The following is a 15,988-nucleotide window of genomic DNA, read 5'->3' as shown; positions in this document are numbered from 1 at the left end:
CGAAAGTCTGCTGCGCAGGCGTGTTCGGGTCCCACCACACCCTCGATGAGTGCCTTAGGCTGCCCGAACATGAAGCCTTCTCGCGATCCGCGCGCGCGGCCGCCGGACGCCGCCGCCGTCGCGACGGCGGCGGACATCGGGCCCGTCAGCCTCGGAATCTTTCGCGTCGCCCGTCTGCACCGGATGATCGCGGGACACCTGCTGCGCGAGGTGGGCCTGCACACCGGTCAGGAACTCGTCATGATGGAACTCTGGCAGACCGGACCGCAGCGTCAGGCGGACCTGATCCGCGCGCTGGACTCGGACGCAGCCACGATGACGCGCACGATCAAGCGGCTCGAGAACGCCGGCTTCGTCCGCCGGGTGCCGACTCCGACGGACCGTCGCGCCTCGCTCATCGAACCGACACCGGCAAGCCTTCCCCTGCGGCAGAAGGTCGAAGGCATCTGGGCCGCACTGGAAGACGCGACCATTGGGGGCCTGGCGGCCACGGAGCGCGATCGCGTCGCGGCGAGTTTGTCGATCCTCGAAGAGCGGCTTCGCACGACGGCGATGGGTTACGAATCCGAGCGGCCCAGTTCGGCGCCGTAGCATCCGCCACATTCTTATGTGGCGGATGTAACCTCGGCAGATGAGTCCCACCTCGGCGGGCAAGACGCCGCGCAGATCACCCGGCCGGCCCCGAGCCGAGGACTCCCCCGCGACTCTGGACGAGATCTTCCGAGTGTCGTTGCAGCACTTCGCCACACTCGGCTACGACGGCGTCTCGCTGCGCACGCTGAACCGCGAACTCGGAGGCAGCCACAACCTGCTGAACGGCCGTTTCGGATCCAAGGAAGCGCTGTGGTTCGCGACCGTCGACTGGGCGTTCGCTCCCTTGAGTCGCAAGATGACCGGCGCGTTCGACCCGACGCTCACCGATCCCCTGGATCAGGTCCGCGCGTTCGTGCGCGTGTTCCTCGAGTACTCGGCGGAACACCCGGAACTGGTGGGCCTGATGAACATCGAGGGCCGCCAGGACACCGAGCGTCTCGCCTACGTCTTCGACACCTACATCGCGCCCACGATGGGACCGTTGCGACGATTACTCGATCACCTCGCCGCCGAGGGCCGCATCCGCCCGATCCCCGTGAGCCTGTTCCACTTCATTCTCACCCACGGTGCGGCAGCCCCGTTCACGCTGCGGCCCCTGACCCGGATGTTCGCCGAACTCGACCCGGACCCGCCCCTCGACGTCGCCGCGCAGGCCGAACTGAGCGCCGACTTCATCGTTCGCGGCCTGCAGCCGGACTCCACACCGCCCGCCGGGGCGAAGAAGTCACGAACCCGACGGACCTGACGGCACCGGGGGCGTCAGAAGGCGTACGGACCGAAGCGACCCCACGCGACGACGACGGCGGCGACGAGCAGCACGGCGTTCACCGCGACGTTCGGGAACTCTCGACGACGAGCGTGGACCACGATGGCGCCGAACATCACCAGCGCCGTCCCCACGGCCGCCAACGGCGTCAGCACCGGTGCGACGTTCACGAGTGGCGGCACGACGAGACCGACGGCACCGGCGACTTCGACGGCACCCAGCAGCTTGACGGCCGGCCCGGGGATTCCGTCGATCCAGTCGCCCAGACTCGAGCTGAGCTTCGCGGGAGACAGCGCCAGCTTCGCCCCACCCGCACCGGCGAAGACCACCGCCAGCAGGACTTGAGCCACCCATAGCGCAACGTTCACGTCGATCGTCCTCTGTTCAATGGATACGCACTCGTGACCCGACAAGGCCTTTCGCGTTCACCCCCCGTGGGTACGCTCGCCTTCGATGTCGATTGTCAAATTGTTTACTGTCGGTCGGCACATTGGATCGCATCGGAATAATCTTGTCAGTCGACACATTACTTTGGGGGTCGTGTTCACGACGAACACGACCGCCACAGGACGCACCGCCCACCCACGGATTGGACCTACGACCATGTCCCAGACAGCACAGTTCGCCGAATACGGCGAGCCCGAGGTATTGCATGTCGTCGACGCCCCCGCCCCCGTTCCCGGGCCCGGCCAGGTGCGGATCGCCGTCCACGCGGCAGCGGTCAATCCCATCGAGTGGAAGATCCTGGCCGGCTTCATGCGCGACGCAGCACCGCTGACCCTGCCCGCGGGACTCGGTACCGACGTAGCCGGAGTCGTCGACGAGGTGGGCCCGGGCGTCGACGGCTGGGAGGTCGGCGCACCGGTGCTGGGTCGCGCGACCACCGGATCCTTCGCCGAATACGCCCTCGCCGAGGCGACCGACATCGTGCGCAAACCGGACGACGTGAGCTGGGAAGCCGCAGGATCCCTCGCCGGAGCGGGCGGCACGGCCTTCGTCGTCCTGGATCGCCTGGGCGTCACCGCCGGTGAGACGCTCCTCGTCCACGCAGCAGCCGGCGGCGTCGGCAGCGTCGCCGTCCAGCTCGCGGTGGCCCGCGGCGCGACGGTGATCGGCACCGCGAGCGCAGACAATCACGAGTACATACGGTCACTCGGCGCGATACCCGTCACCTATGGCGACGGACTGCTCGAACGGGTGCGCGCGATCGCCCCCGACGGCGTGGACGCCGTCCTCGACGCCTCCGGACGCGGCGAGATCCCGATGTCCATCGAACTGACCGGCGATCCGGGGCGGGTCCTCACCCTCGTCGCGTTCGACGCCGCCGCCAGCGGGATCGTCGTGCACGTGGGTGGCGTCGGCAGCCGGCTCGGCGATGCACTACGCGAACTCGTCGCCCTCACCGAGAGCGGACGCCTCGTCACCACCGTGTCGCGGACCTACCCCCTGGCCGAGGTGGCACAGGCCTTGCGTGCGAGCCAGGAGGGACACCTGCGCGGCAAGATCGTGGTGGTGCCGACGCAGCGCTAGGTCCCGGCGGGGGACCGCAGGTGAGAGGACTCACGTTCGGATCCGGTGGGCACGGGGAATCACAACCCGGCGAGCATTTGCGGGACGGCCTTCAGCGACATCAGCCGTCGGGCACCTGGCCAGGTCGGCCAGCACCGGTGCTGTGCGCTAGGAGACACGACGTGAGTACCGAACCCTTGACCTGCCTGGTGACCGGATCCACCGGTTACGTCGGTGGCCGCCTGATTCCGCGGCTGCTGTCGGCGGGTCACCGCGTGCGCGCCATGGCACGGAACCCCGACGACCTCGCCTCGACGCCGTGGGTGGACGACGTCGAGGTGGTGGGCGCCGACCTCGCGGATCCCGAGTCCCTGGTGGCGGCGTGCGAGGGCGTCGACGTCCTCTTCTATCTGGTGCACTCGATGGGGACGTCCTCGGACTTCGAGGCCGAGGAGGCGAAGTCGGCGGACAACGCCGTCACCGCGGCGCGTGCAGCGGGCGTCCGGCGGATCGTCTACCTGGGCGGTCTGCACCCGTCCGGCGAACGGCTGTCGGAGCACCTCGAGTCCCGCTCCACCGTCGGTGACACTCTCCTGGAATCGGGGATCGAGACCGTCGCGCTGCAGGCGGGCGTCGTCATCGGTGCGGGTTCGGCCTCGTTCGAGATGATTCGGCATCTCGTCCAAGCGTTGCGGGTGCTTCCGGTGCCCAGGTGGTCGCGGCACCTCGTCCAGCCGATCGCCGTCGACGACGTGCTGCACTACCTCGTGGAGGCGGCGTCGGCCGCGGTCCCGGCGTCGCGAACGTGGGATGTGGGGGGCCCCAACGTGTTGCGCTACGAGGACGTGCTGCGCGAGTTCGCCGACGTTGCCGGACTGCCCACGCGGCGCATCGTGACCATCCCCCTGCTGCCCCCGGCGCTGGTCGGACGAGGCATCGCGATACTCACCCCGATGCCCGCCGGGCTGGTGGGACCGCTGGTCGAGTCCCTCAAGTCGGACTCGGTGATGAGTGATCGCGACGTCGACACGATCATCCCGCCGCCCGCAGGGGGTTTGACGACCTACCGCGATGCGGTGGCGCGTGCACTGGAGCAGCCGCAATCGGTGCCGACGGGCGTCCAGGACACGGAGCCGTCGTCGGCCGCGGTGCTGCCCACCGACCCGGACTGGGCGCGAGCCCGGACCGCGCGTTCGGCCTGACGCGCCGCGCCGGACCGACCACCCTAAGGCCTCGGCCCCCACGGGTCCTTGCCCGCCACGGCCGCACCCGCGGGCGTGAAGTCGAGGATCTCGTCCGTGGCGGCGGCATAGCGGGGCCACGTGGGCAGACCTTGCCCGTTCGGATCGCCGGTACGCGCGAAGTTCACGACGTACGCGCTGGCCATCCGTCCCACGTCCTCGTCGCGTGCCGTGGTGTCGTCGCCGTAGCGGATCCGCTCGGTGCCGAGGAAGAACGGGATGTCGGTGGCGTGCTCTGCGCCGGTGCCGGGGTCGATGGAGCCCGGCACGTAGGAGAAGCGGTAGGAGTACACCGGGACGCCCTGTCCGGCAAGCACTGTCGCGACCTCGCGGGCGCCGGCGATCATGAAGCCGTCCCGCCCGCCGAGGTCGGCACTGGTCGCGCCGATCATGACGGGCACCCGGGTGAACGCGCCCGCCCGATAGGCTGCGCGCTGGTCGACGACCACGGTGCCGTCGACGTAGGGGCTGGCGAAGTCGCGGGGTGAACCATCGAAGAGTCGCTCCATGCTGAGGTCGCCGCGGACCCGATCGGCGCTCAACGCGCGAAGTTCGGCCAACGCCTCGGGATCATCCTTCGAGATGCCCTGTCGTTCCGCGAAGCTGGTGCCCATCCGCTCGACGTCGCCGGGGGTGGTCGGTTCCAGCTGGGTACCGTCGCCGCCGGACATGATGATGGCCCGCTGTACGAGCCCGCGCGCCTCGGGCGACGTGAGCAGCATGTTGATCGACATACCGCCGGCGCTCTCCCCCATGACGGTGACGTTGTTCGGATCGCCGCCGAACGCCGCGATGTTGCGTTTGACCCATTGCAGTCCGGCGATCTGGTCCATGATCCCGTAGTTGCCGAGCCGCCCGCCGTCGGCGTTCTCCGCCGTCAGGCGGGGATGCGCGAAGGTACCGAAGCGCCCGAGCCGGTAGTTGAAGCTCGCGACCACGACACCCTGGCGTGCCAGTTCGGCACCGGTGTAGGTGGGCGGTGAGGATCCGCCGTTGACGAAGCCGCCACCGTAGATCCACACGACGACCGGTCGCGGCTGGGCACTGTCACCGGCCGGCCGCCACACGTTGGAGTAGAGACAGTCCTCGGACGGTTCGGTCCCCGGCGGTGCCGCATCGCTGGGCGCCGGCTGCTGCATGCAGTCGCTGCCGTAGGCGTCTGCGTCCCGCGTCCCCTCCCATCGCGCCGCAGGTCGAGGCGCCCGCCACCGCAGCTCACCCACGGGAGGTGCCGCGAACGGAATGCCCTTCCAGCTCTCCACGTCCCCGTCGACACTGCCGCGCAGGGCCCCGGTGTCGACGTCGACGACGGGCCCCTCCGCCGCCGGCGCCGACGGCACCAGCAGCGCCGCCGCGATCACGACAGCGCCCGCCAGGCCACCGAGGGCCAGGTACGACTTCCGCACGGCTGCACTCCTTCCGACGTTGGTCACGACACTGCATCACGGTGATTGATGCGGCACACCGTTGGGTAACTGACTAGCAACGTACTAGCGACCCGAATGGAGTGACTTCGTGAACGAGGACTACGCAACCAGCTGTCCCGACTGCGCGGCACCGTTCGACTATCGCCTCGATGCCGAACCGGGCCGAGGGCTCCGCTACGACGTCGTGTGCTCGCAGTGCGATCTCGTCTACTTCTCGATGGTGCCGCCCGCGGCGTACGCGCTGCCCGTCGCTGCGTAGCGACCCGCTTCCCCGCTTCCAGCTAGCAGGCACCCGAGTTGGGTGTCACCACTGACGACATCGGAGGCTCCCGCGCCGAGAGTGGAGTCATGCCCGAATCCCGGGCGGACACCACGAAGGAGTCATCATGTCCCGTCGCACGCTCGTCGCATCCGTCACCGCAGCACTCGTCGCCGGCGCCGTCGCGCTGGCGCCCATCGCCGGCGCCGACCCCGATCCGCTGCTGCCCTACGGCCCCGATCCGCAGGTGCCCAGTTCGATCGGTTCGCACGTCGACAACCACGACGAGGTGAACACCACGAACGGACACGTGGACCTGCCGTTCTGACGCCTTTCCGGGGATGCGATTCGGCCCGAGAACCGGTTCAGGACAGCGCTTCTCTGAGTTGAGCATCGTCCGCCAGCATCCGGTCGACCAGGTACCTGCTGCCGGCGTCGTTGAGGTGGTTGGCGTCGCGGTAGATCAGGTGATCGCCGTCGGTCATCCTGCAGTAGTCCGCGTCGCAGAAGTACCGAGCCGTCGCGATCACGTGCGTTCCCGGCACCTGCGCGACGATCTCGCGAAGGTGGTCGGCGTACGTCGCGTACTCCTCGTCGAAGAGCGACCGCTCGAGGGTGCATCTGGTGAACGGCAGGATGGGCGCGGGCCGGTACTTGCAGTCCATTGCGTCGAATCCGTAGTTCGGGATGTCGTCGGTGACGAAGACGGCCTTGCCCGCCGCCGCGAGGGTCTCGAGGACGTGGCGCAGGTCGTCGGCCTGCAGGCCGCGCTTGGACCACCCGATGTTGACGATCACCGTCCGTACCGAGGGCGTCGCCACGACGTAGTCGACCATCCGCGTCATGTCCGCGCTGTCGAGCCGCCCCCCGGGAAGCGGGCCCGGCACGGAGTAGAGGACGTTCCGGCGCGGTAGGGCCTCGGCCAACCCGACGAAGAGGTGTTCGGCGTGGCTGTCGCCGAAGACGACGGCGTCGACCCGCGGTCCCGGCCGGGACTGCCGACACCGCGCGTGGCCACTCCACTGCAGGGCGCCACTGCGGACGGCCGGATCGGCACAGGGGTAGTAGGTCTCGTCCAGTGACCGGAAGTAACTCGCCCAGTCGCCGACGTCGCCCTGGTGTGCGATGGGAATGACCCCGGATTCGTAGCGCGGCAGCCAGAAGTCGTCGGCCGCCACGTTCAGGGTTGCCGCCAGGACGATCGGGGGTAGGACGACGCCAGCCACGAGCGCGGCCGTTCGCGGACGGGTCCGCGTCGGGAGGCGGCGGATGGGTTGCTCCACCCACCGGTAGGACGCCACGGCGGGGATGAGCGACAGCAGGGCGGCCAGCGGTGCGGCGTAGGACACCGTGGGCCAGAGGTGGTTGGCGAACACGATCATCGGCCAGTGCCACAGGTAGATCGAATAGGACCAGTTGCCGAGCGCCACCATCGGCGGCGTCGACAGCGCCCGGCTGGCCCAGGTGTCGTGTCCGGTGCCGGAGGCGATCAGCAGGAGCGTCCCGGCGACCGGAAGCAGCGTCCACGCGCTCGGATAGGCGGTGTCGGCGGTGATCACCCAGGGCGCCGACAGGAGCAGTGCGGCGCCGAGCACTGCGAGGTGGCGCGCCCGTCGAGCCGAGCCGACCGTACGGTTGCGGGTCAGCAGGGCCAGCAGTCCGCCGGCCGCGAACTCCCACGCGCGGCTCACGGGACCGTAGTAGCCGAGCAGGTAGTGCGCGTACGGCGCGAGCGGGCCGGTCGTGGGCGGCGGCGCGAGGGCCAGCGACAACGACACCAGGACCACCGCTCCGACCAGGATCGTCGTCCACGGCAGCCGTCGCGCATGCCTCCCCAGCACCCAGCCGAGCATCAGGATCGCCGGGAACACGACGTAGAACTGCTCTTCGACCGACAGCGACCAGGTGTGCAGCAGGGCGTTCGACTCGGCGGTCGGCCCGAAGTAGTCGCCGGTGTTGGTGATGATGACGAAGTTGGCGCCCAGCAGCATCGCGCCGAGACCGGTCTCCGCCGCCAGCTGTTGCGGTCCGAAGGGTGACAGGAGGAAGAACGCCGCGATCATCGTGACGCCGACGGTCAGCGCCAGCGCCGGGGTGAGCCGCTTGAACCGCCGGAGGTAGAACTGGCCGAAGCGGAAGCGCCCTGTCGACGACCATTCGCGGTCGATCATGTTGGCGATCACGAAGCCCGAGACGACGAAGAAGACGTCCAGGCCGACGAACCCGCCGGGCGGTGCCAGTCCGGCGTGGAACGGCACGCCGATCAGAATGGCGAATCCACGCAGCCCCTGGACGTCGAGCCGGTGAAAGGCGCTGTCCGACATGCCCTTCGCGGACGTTCGTACGGTCACGTCCGCCATGGGATCCCTTCATGGCCACGCCTGGTCGTTCTCGTCGACGAAGGGTCGACGATCCGCTTCGTAGCGTAGGAGAAGATATTGACCGCCGAGGCAATTTCGGCGGCAGAATCGGTCGCCCGTATCGATCCGTATAGATGCCTGTGAGTATTCGGATTGATACGAACAACCCTGCTGTCAGGTCATCGACTGTTTCACGGCGACGGGGTGCGGCGACCTCTGGTCAGCGTATGAATCGCGCGAGCGCGGCGGCCACCGCGGTCGGGTCGTCCTCCTGCACGTAGTGGCCGGCGCCGGGGATCGCGACCTCGGTGACGTCACCCGCGACCCGGCGAAGTCCGTCCGCACTTTGCGCCACTCCCCCGGGACCCGACAGCGCCATCGTCGGCGCGTCGAGTTCGGGTGCGGCGTCGCGTCGGTTGTTCGCGGCGTCGTCGTAGATCGCTCGATATTGGCCGAGCGCGGCGCTGAGCCGGTCGGGGCGCGCGTAGGCCCGGGCGTAGACGTCGATCACGCCGGACTCGTGCATGGCGGCGCTGGTGACGAACTCGCCGAAGTACTCCCGTTCCCGGCCGCCGATCAGCATCTCGGGCACGTCGGGCTGCTGGAACAACGCCAGGTGCGGCAGGCCCCGGCCGGGCGTCCGGAAGTCGAGCAGCTCCTCGAGACCGAAGCCGGGAATCGCCGCACCCGAGAGGACGAGATGGCTGATCTGCTCGCGGTACTGGCGGGCGTACGAGTAGGCCACCCACCCGCCGGTGTCGTGCCCCACCACCGCGACACGGGCCAGACCCTCGGAGCGGACGACGTCGTGTACCGCGCGTGCCATGGTGTCGGCGTCGTAGCGCGGGGCGAGCGTCGAGCATCCGACGCCGAGGAGGTCGGGCGCGATGACGCGATGAGTCTTCCCCAGTGCCGCCATGACGCCACGCCAGGTGAACCAGGTCTCGGGAAAACCGTGCAGCAGGACCACCGCGGGACCGGCGCCGCCGACCACGGCGTGCATGACGGCATCGCCGACGTCGACGTTCTTCGCGGTGAAACCTGCAGGCAGCACACCACAATCGTCGTCCGCGACGTCACTCGCCCGAGCGCAGGCGCCGAGCAGGACGACGGCGAGCACGGCGGCGGTCAGTCGCGTGAGCATCGCGGCATCACTCGGTCGTCAGGTGAGGCCCCGGTGAATGGCGCGCAGATCCTTCGCAGCCCTCGCCCATCGTCGCTCCGACTCTGCGTCGGTGGTCGGCGCGTCGACGCCCCACAGCATCCGCGCGAAGAACCCGGCTCTCGGGACGTCCGGCGGTGACTCGTCGGTGCCGTCGTCGTCTCGTGACTCCCCCGTGGCCATGATTCATGGAACCATGCGGTCGTCGATTGCGCGGGAATCTAGGACCGTCGGACCACTGGGTCAGATCTGACCCAGCGGCCGGCACACGTTCGACAGGGCGTTCCAGTACTGACCGGGCGCACAGTCGTCCGCGGGCCGCGGCGTCTGGCAGGTGTTGGTGATGGGATCCCAGAACTGCCCGTTCACGCAGTTGAGCGGCTCCGCCGAACCGTTCCCCGCGCCAAGCAGCGCCATCGCGATGACAGGAGTGGCGACGATCGTCGACCGAAGGAAGAGGTTTCGCATGCCTGGGGTTTGCCCGACGCCGGGCGAGGCCAAACGCGCTTGAAGTGCCGTGTCAGACGACCGGCGCCGCGCGTACGGTCGGGCACCAATCGCAGCATGCTGAAGGGGGATGGCGCCTACTCGACTTAGAGCGGTCGACCATCAGCGTTTAGCCGCGACGCAGGAATTCAGCCGTCGATGGGCGACGGCGTCGTCACGCCGCCACTCCCTCATCCGCTCGTGAAGGTGTCGCACCCGTGATGCGCTGCGCAATCGGGCCCTCGCGCACGCCTCCGCCGGTGAACTGAAGACGCGACGGGTGATGGGTTGCGGTTCAGCGCTCCCAACGGGCAAGTCCCGGACCAGCACGACCGTTTACAGGATCACAGGTTTCCGACTCATCTACGTTGCCGAGGACCGTGGTGCTCATAGCTTGCCCCGCCAAGCCAGGCTCTGCGTGTTGAGCCGCCGCAGCAGAGAATCACCCTCGCGCACGATGCGCTCGGCGAGCGCAACCGCAGCGGCAAGTCGTTCGTCATCGAGTTGGTCGAATGCCGGGGAGCGACGCCGATCGAGCACCTCGTACCAGCAGCCCCCGACAGCGTGATCGAGCAGAATCCGTCCGAAACAGTGGTCCTTGGTCACCACCCATCGGCCGGCCTGGCCGAGCTGCGGCAAGTCATGGCGAACCAGCTGCCTGTAGCGCGCGCATAGCTCCTGACGCTTCATGGGACGAGGCGTACCCGACCACGCGGGCCGTCACGCAGCTTGGCCGGTCCTGAATCCGGACCCAATCATTGCGATGGCTGGCGGGACCATCGCAGTTTCACGGATGATCCCGACAATCGCTCGCGGACAACCAAGCCGGCCACGCGTCAACGCTCCGCGGGACCGACGGGCGAGGCTCCAAGGGTCGAGTAGGAACGACTGCGGCGGATCACGGGGAGGACTTCGCTGGTGACCCAGCGGCGGAACTGACTCAAACACCACCCCGAGGACCAGTGGCTCTGGATTCCCTGACCGACCTCGATACCGCGACCTCGACCTCGAGCAGGAGTGGTGGCTGACCGCTGGCAAGAAGAAGGACGCAATTCACGACCTCGTTGGATGACCCCGACTCGCTACTATCAACGGCTCACACGCCTGTGCACACCGTGGCAGCGGTCGCGTACGGCCCGGGATCATTCACCGGCTAGAGCGGCTGAGTTCTGCGAAACCACGCAAACGCTCACGGCTCATCCCTTAGCATCTCCTCAATGGGGAGAACAGCTTTCACGTTGATGATGATCATGCTCGGTGTCGCAGGATGCGGGGGATCTGACTCGAGTGCACCGGCCACGGTGACGGTGACTCAGCCGCCATCCAGCACGTACGCGGTGCCCGCGCCGACTACGTCAGCGCCTCCGCCGGTCATCACACAGTCGCAGGTTCCCGCGACGCCGCAGAGTTTTGTCATGCCCAACTACATCGGGCAAACGCTGCAAGCGGCGCAAGACGGTCTGCAGGCCCTTACCGGCAATCCGGCGTTCTTCAGCACCTCGTCGGACGCGACAGGCCAGGGCCGCATGCAGGTCCTGGATCGCGGCTGGCAGGTATGCAACTCGAATCCTGCACCCGGAGAGTCGTTCACCGATTCCACGCCCGTCGACTTCGGCGTGGCGCGCGCCGGTACCGAGTCTTGCCCCTAGCTTCAATCCCCGGCATTCACCACAGTCCGCGAACCGACAGCGAGCGTCCGACTGAGTGGATACGATTCGAATCATGCGATTCCTGGGGGCGATGCTGGTGGCAGCGGGCTCATTGAGTCTTGCGCCAACTGCTTCGGCTGAGCCGGGCATCTGGCCAGACTGCAACCCGCGCTCCCCTGAAGCAATGTCCGAATGCTCGATGCCACCGCCCGGCTCCTGCGCGCAGCCCGCCGTCGACGACTTCTCTGGCCTGAACGGCGGCGCTTTCGTGTGCGCGGCATCGGGTCAGTGGGCATGGCGCGCAATGACATATACGGAGTGGCAAGCGATTTCAGGTCGATGAAGACTCGGCGAGTGCGATGACCTGGCCGCCGCCTGGCTGGTACCCGGATCACGGTGGAGGTCCGTCGTTGCGATATTGGGACGGGCGTCAGTGGACTGACCATGTCGCCGTACGGAAACCTTCACTTGGCAAGCCGGTGTCGCCGGAGAGGTTCGTCCTGATTCCGTTCGCGGTGGTGTTTGGCGGGTTGGCGGGTGTCATGGCGCTGACGGGCGAATGGAAAGCCGCTGCCGGCGTGGCCCTGCTGGCTGTGCTGGTAAGTGCGCCCCTGGCACTGTTCCTTCTCGTCACGCGGAGGGCAAGGCAGGCCCGCCATCGCCGCGCGCAACGACGAAAGTACGAGGCGGGCCTGCTGGCTCGGTTCGACCGAGCCGCGACCGACGACGCCAACCAGTTCGGCGCAGCGCCCCCACACTTCGACTCAGTCGATCTAGCCGATGCCGAGCAGATGCGCCAGCGGGCATGGCAACCGGACATTGCGGGGTCGCCGGCTGTGCGGCCGCGGAATCCCGCACCGTGGCATGTCGTGACCCAGCACCCGACGCAGCACTTCGAGGCTCAGGACGGCGAACGTCCCGAACGCTGATTGTTTTCTGAGCATGGCATCGATGGCGTCGGCGTTGCCCTGTCCGGACGCACGGTCGAGTGCCGATGTCGTCGCGCACATAGGACCGGTAGCGCGCCAGGGTGCCCTGCGCGAGCCGGTGAGGTGGCCGATGGGATTGACGACAGGCGGGTCTGGGCCGTCTGGCCGGTCTCGTGATTGCGCTCGCGGCAGTAGACGCAGAGGTAAAGGCTGCCGTCCTTGCGGGCGTTCGGCTTCACCCGTGCCATCAGGCGGCGTCCGCCTCGCACGAGCACGTCATGTCGTACGGCGCCTCCCACGACCCGGTGAACTGCCCGAAGCAACCGATCGTGCAGACCTGCTTACCGTCGCCGTCCACGAACGTGATGAGGTGCCAGTCCTCCCACACGCGTCACGACCAAGACCACAGCTTGTACGAGAGCCACTGACTGGACTTGATGATCAGAGCAGATGCCATAACGCATTCGATCAGGGGCTACCGACATCGTGATGACGTGCCATTGATGACGTCGAACGCGATCAGCGTGTCCGAATCATCTACCTGCGGTTTCCTGCTCTATCTAAGTGGAGCTAAGGGGATTCGAACCCCTGACCCCCACACTGCCAGTGTGGTGCGCTACCAACTGCGCCATAGCCCCTCGTCGTGCCTGTCGAAGTTACACCACTGGCCGCCTGGGGCTCAAAACAGCTGGTCAGGGCACCTCGCCGCCGGCGTCCGGACCGAGCGGCCGGGCTTCGGTGTGCTCAGCACCGGGCGTGGGGCGGGTCTCGGGAGCGAAGATCCAGAAGATCGCGGCGGACAGCAGGATGGCGCCGCTGAAGGCGAAGGCCGCCCCGTAGGAGAGGTGCTGGGCGATCTGGCCGACCGCGAGTGACCCGAGGATGGCGCCGAAGTCCGACGTCATCTGGAACGTCGCCACGGCCGTCCCGCCGCGCGCCTTGCTGCCGACGATGTCGGCGACCGCCGCCTGCTGTGGCGCGATGAAGATGCCCGTCGCGGCGCCCGTGACGAAGGCCGCGGCCAGAAAGATCGGCAGCGACGTCGTGAAGCCGACGGCCACGGTGGTCGCCGCCGCGATCGGCAGGCCGATCAACAGCGGTATCCGCCGGCCCACCCGATCGGACAGGTACCCGCTGAGGATCACCACGGACACGTTGCCGATCGCGAACGTCGCGAGCGCCAACCCGGCTATCCCGGCGCCGCGGTGCAGCACCTCGACCACGAACAGCGGCACCAGCGCGACGCGCAGGCCGAACGCCGACCAGCCGGTGGCGAAGTTCGACGCCAGCGCAGCCCGGTAGGCGCGGTTGCGCAGCGCCGCGCGCACGCTGAGCGCCGTCTCGGTCTGCTCGTCGGGGGTCGCCAGCGACGACGTCCGCAGCATGATCAGCACCACGCCGGCCGCGATCAGCAGCGCGACGCCGTAGATGACGAACGGCATCGACAGGCCCAGGCCGGCGGTCAGGCTGCCCAGCACCGGACCGAGCACCGACCCGACCAGGAACGCCGAGGTGAACATGCCTGCCACCCGACCGCGGGCGTTCGGCGGCGCGATCCGGATCATCAGGCCCAGCGACGACACCGTGAACATCGCCGACCCCAACCCGCCGAGCGAGCGGAACAGCAGCAACTGCCAGTAGGTCTGCGCGAACGCGCACGCACCGGTCGACAGCGCCACGATCAGCAGCCCCGAGACGTAGACCCGACGTTCGCCGAACCGTTGGACGAACAGTCCCGCGGGCGGCGCGCCCACCAGCCGCATCAGCGCGAATGCGGTGATGACGAACGTCGCGGCGCTGATGCTGACGCCGAAGTTGCGCGCGTACTGGGGTAGCACCGGCGCCACCACGCCGTAGCCGAGCGCGACCACCACGTTGCAGAAGAGCAGGACCCAGACTTCGCCGGGCAACTTGTCCTTCGGTGGAGCCGGACAGTCGGTCTCCGCGTCAGAACTCACCCTTGCGACCTTACGAGATGACGGAATTCACCACCTCACGGGCGGCCTCCTGCACCTCGGCCAGATGTTCGGGCCCCTTGAACGACTCGGCGTAGATCTTGTAGACGTCCTCGGTGCCCGACGGCCGCGCCGCGAACCACGCGTTCTCCGTCGTCACCTTCAGCCCACCCAGCGCCGCACCGTTGCCGGGCGCCGAGGTCAGCTTGGCCGTGATCCGCTCGCCGGCCAGTTCGGTGGCGCTCACCTGCTCGGCCGACAGCTTGGCCAGCCGGGCCTTCTGCTCCCGGTTCGCGGGGGCGTCGACGCGGGCGTAGGTGGGCGAGCCGTACTTCTCGGCCAGCTCGGCGTAGCGCTGCGACGGGGTCGATCCCGTCTTGGCGAGGATCTCCGAGGCCAGCAGGGCCAGGATGATGCCGTCCTTGTCGGTGGTCCACACCGACCCGTCGGTGCGCAGGAACGACGCCCCCGCGCTCTCCTCGCCGCCGAAACCGATGGTGCCGCCGATCAATCCGTCGACGAACCACTTGAAGCCGACCGGCACCTCGACCAGCTCGCGGCCCAGGCCCGCGACGACGCGGTCGATGATCGAGCTGCTGACGGCGGTCTTGCCGACGGCCGTCGAGCCGGGCCAGCCGGGCCGGTTCGCGTACAGGTAGTCGATGGCGACGGCGAGGTAGTGGTTGGGGTTCATCAGGCCGCCGTCGGGCGTGACGATGCCGTGGCGGTCGGAGTCGGCGTCGTTGCCGGTGGCGATCTGGTACTCGCCGATCTTGTGGATCAGCGAGGCCATCGCGTTCGGCGAGCTGCAGTCCATCCGGATCTTGCCGTCGGTGTCGAGCGTCATGAACCGCCACGTCGCGTCGACGAGCGGGTTCACCACCGTCAGGTCCAACTGGTGGGTCTCGGCGATCGCGGCCCAGTAGTCGACGCTCGCGCCGCCGAGCGGATCGGCGCCGATGCGCACGCCCTCGGCGCGGATCGCGTGGATGTCGACGACGTTCGGCAGGTCGGCGACGTAGGCGTTCATGTAGTCGTGGCGCTCGGCGGTGTTGAGCGCACGCGCGAGCGGGATGCGCTTCACGTCCGCGAGGCCGCCGCGCAGGATCTCGTTCGCGCGCTTCGCGATGACGCCCGTGGCGTCGGTGTCGGCCGGGCCGCCGTTGGGCGGGTTGTACTTGAACCCACCGTCGCGGGGCGGATTGTGCGACGGGGTGACCACGATCCCGTCGGCGAGGTCGCTGTCCCTCCCCCGGTTGAACGTCAGGATGGCGTGGCTCACCGCGGGGGTGGGCGTGTAGCGGTCGGCGGCTTCGATCATCGCGACGACGTCGTTGGCGGCGAGCACCTCCAGGGCCGACGCCCATGCGGGTTCGGACAGCGCGTGGGTGTCCCGGCCGATGAACAGCGGCCCCGTGGTGCCCTGCGACGCCCGGTACTCGACGATCGCCTGCGTGGTCGCCACGATGTGCGCCTCGTTGAACGCCGCGTCGAGACTCGACCCGCGGTGTCCCGACGTCCCGAACGTCACCTGCTGATCGACGTTCTCGGGATCGGGCACCACCGTGTAGTAGGCGGTCACCACCCGGGCCACGTCGATGAGGTCGTCTGGTTGAGCCGGTTGCCCGGCGCGAGGATTAACCATGGAGTC

General features: G+C 68.3%; 18 protein-coding genes and 1 tRNA gene. 8 read left to right on the top strand and 11 right to left on the bottom strand.

The window, feature by feature from the left end:
* Window positions 1–69 precede the first annotated feature (69 nt).
* Window positions 70–591, top strand: a complete 522-nt coding sequence (locus AC1MEY_RS03635) for a MarR family winged helix-turn-helix transcriptional regulator (RefSeq protein ID WP_480229367.1) — start codon at window positions 70–72, stop codon at window positions 589–591.
* Between the two features lie 40 nt (window positions 592–631).
* A complete protein-coding gene (locus AC1MEY_RS03630; protein ID WP_480229366.1) occupies window positions 632–1,339 on the top strand; it encodes a TetR/AcrR family transcriptional regulator in 708 nt (235 codons plus the stop codon).
* Window positions 1,340–1,353: 14 nt separating this feature from the next.
* Here AC1MEY_RS03630 and AC1MEY_RS03625 read toward each other — a convergent pair whose 3' ends face one another.
* Complete coding sequence (locus AC1MEY_RS03625) at window positions 1,354–1,728, bottom strand: DoxX family protein (RefSeq protein ID WP_480229365.1); 375 nt, start codon at window positions 1,726–1,728, stop codon at window positions 1,354–1,356.
* A gap of 235 nt (window positions 1,729–1,963) precedes the next feature.
* Here AC1MEY_RS03625 and AC1MEY_RS03620 point away from each other — a divergent pair, with 235 nt between their 5' ends.
* Both AC1MEY_RS03620 and AC1MEY_RS03615 read left to right on the top strand, forming a co-directional pair.
* Window positions 1,964–2,890: an NADP-dependent oxidoreductase gene (locus AC1MEY_RS03620; protein ID WP_480229364.1), complete on the top strand. Its 927-nt coding sequence runs from the start codon at window positions 1,964–1,966 to the stop codon at window positions 2,888–2,890.
* A gap of 161 nt (window positions 2,891–3,051) precedes the next feature.
* Window positions 3,052–4,071, top strand: coding sequence for an NAD(P)H-binding protein (locus AC1MEY_RS03615; RefSeq protein WP_480229363.1), 1,020 nt, complete (start codon window positions 3,052–3,054; stop codon window positions 4,069–4,071).
* 23 nt (window positions 4,072–4,094) lie between these two features.
* Here AC1MEY_RS03615 and AC1MEY_RS03610 read toward each other — a convergent pair whose 3' ends face one another.
* The gene (locus AC1MEY_RS03610; protein ID WP_480229362.1) at window positions 4,095–5,516 is read right to left on the bottom strand and encodes a carboxylesterase/lipase family protein; all 1,422 of its coding nucleotides are present in this window, start codon (window positions 5,514–5,516) and stop codon (window positions 4,095–4,097) included.
* 109 nt (window positions 5,517–5,625) lie between these two features.
* Here AC1MEY_RS03610 and AC1MEY_RS03605 point away from each other — a divergent pair, with 109 nt between their 5' ends.
* Both AC1MEY_RS03605 and AC1MEY_RS03600 read left to right on the top strand, forming a co-directional pair.
* Entirely contained in the window at window positions 5,626–5,796 is a 171-nt protein-coding gene (locus AC1MEY_RS03605) for a hypothetical protein (protein ID WP_480229361.1), read from the top strand.
* Window positions 5,797–5,923: 127 nt separating this feature from the next.
* Window positions 5,924–6,124, top strand: a complete 201-nt coding sequence (locus AC1MEY_RS03600; protein ID WP_480229360.1) for a hypothetical protein — start codon at window positions 5,924–5,926, stop codon at window positions 6,122–6,124.
* A gap of 37 nt (window positions 6,125–6,161) precedes the next feature.
* Here the strand turns inward: AC1MEY_RS03600 and AC1MEY_RS03595 are convergent, their stop codons facing one another.
* The 5 genes from AC1MEY_RS03595 to AC1MEY_RS03575 all read right to left on the bottom strand — a co-directional run bounded on the left by AC1MEY_RS03595 (window position 6,162) and on the right by AC1MEY_RS03575 (window position 10,494).
* Entirely contained in the window at window positions 6,162–8,147 is a 1,986-nt protein-coding gene (locus tag AC1MEY_RS03595; protein ID WP_480229359.1) for an acyltransferase family protein, read from the bottom strand.
* A gap of 229 nt (window positions 8,148–8,376) precedes the next feature.
* Window positions 8,377–9,300 (bottom strand): alpha/beta fold hydrolase, encoded by a 924-nt coding sequence (locus AC1MEY_RS03590; protein ID WP_480229358.1) that lies wholly within the window; start codon window positions 9,298–9,300, stop codon window positions 8,377–8,379.
* Between the two features lie 18 nt (window positions 9,301–9,318).
* The gene (locus tag AC1MEY_RS03585; protein ID WP_480229357.1) at window positions 9,319–9,501 is read right to left on the bottom strand and encodes a hypothetical protein; all 183 of its coding nucleotides are present in this window, start codon (window positions 9,499–9,501) and stop codon (window positions 9,319–9,321) included.
* Window positions 9,502–9,561: 60 nt separating this feature from the next.
* On the bottom strand, window positions 9,562–9,786 hold the full coding sequence (locus AC1MEY_RS03580) for a hypothetical protein (protein ID WP_480229356.1): 225 nt from the start codon (window positions 9,784–9,786) through the stop codon (window positions 9,562–9,564).
* Between the two features lie 405 nt (window positions 9,787–10,191).
* Entirely contained in the window at window positions 10,192–10,494 is a 303-nt protein-coding gene (locus AC1MEY_RS03575) for a hypothetical protein (protein WP_480229355.1), read from the bottom strand.
* Between the two features lie 725 nt (window positions 10,495–11,219).
* On the opposite strand from AC1MEY_RS03575, the gene AC1MEY_RS03570 reads away from it, so the two are divergent.
* A complete protein-coding gene (locus AC1MEY_RS03570) occupies window positions 11,220–11,453 on the top strand; it encodes a PASTA domain-containing protein (protein ID WP_480229354.1) in 234 nt (77 codons plus the stop codon).
* A gap of 359 nt (window positions 11,454–11,812) precedes the next feature.
* Window positions 11,813–12,382 carry a DUF2510 domain-containing protein gene (locus AC1MEY_RS03565; RefSeq protein WP_480229353.1) on the top strand — a complete coding sequence of 190 codons (570 nt, stop codon included), beginning with the start codon at window positions 11,813–11,815 and terminating at the stop codon, window positions 12,380–12,382.
* Between the two features lie 247 nt (window positions 12,383–12,629).
* On the opposite strand, the gene AC1MEY_RS03560 is transcribed toward AC1MEY_RS03565, so the two are convergent.
* From AC1MEY_RS03560 to pgm, 4 genes are all read right to left on the bottom strand, one after another.
* A complete protein-coding gene (locus AC1MEY_RS03560; protein WP_480229352.1) occupies window positions 12,630–12,770 on the bottom strand; it encodes a hypothetical protein in 141 nt (46 codons plus the stop codon).
* 177 nt (window positions 12,771–12,947) lie between these two features.
* Window positions 12,948–13,020, bottom strand: a tRNA-Ala gene (locus AC1MEY_RS03555).
* A 54-nt stretch (window positions 13,021–13,074) separates the two neighbouring features.
* Window positions 13,075–14,340, bottom strand: coding sequence for an MFS transporter (locus AC1MEY_RS03550; protein WP_480229351.1), 1,266 nt, complete (start codon window positions 14,338–14,340; stop codon window positions 13,075–13,077).
* A 10-nt stretch (window positions 14,341–14,350) separates the two neighbouring features.
* The gene (gene pgm, locus AC1MEY_RS03545; RefSeq protein WP_480229350.1) at window positions 14,351–15,982 is read right to left on the bottom strand and encodes a phosphoglucomutase (alpha-D-glucose-1,6-bisphosphate-dependent); all 1,632 of its coding nucleotides are present in this window, start codon (window positions 15,980–15,982) and stop codon (window positions 14,351–14,353) included.
* Between the last annotated feature and the right edge of the window lie 6 nt (window positions 15,983–15,988).

It is taken from the genome of Mycobacterium sp. PTI7, from assembly GCF_056679845.1.
Note: the sequence above shows the minus strand (reverse complement) of the source record. Positions and strands in the feature narration are given on the sequence as shown.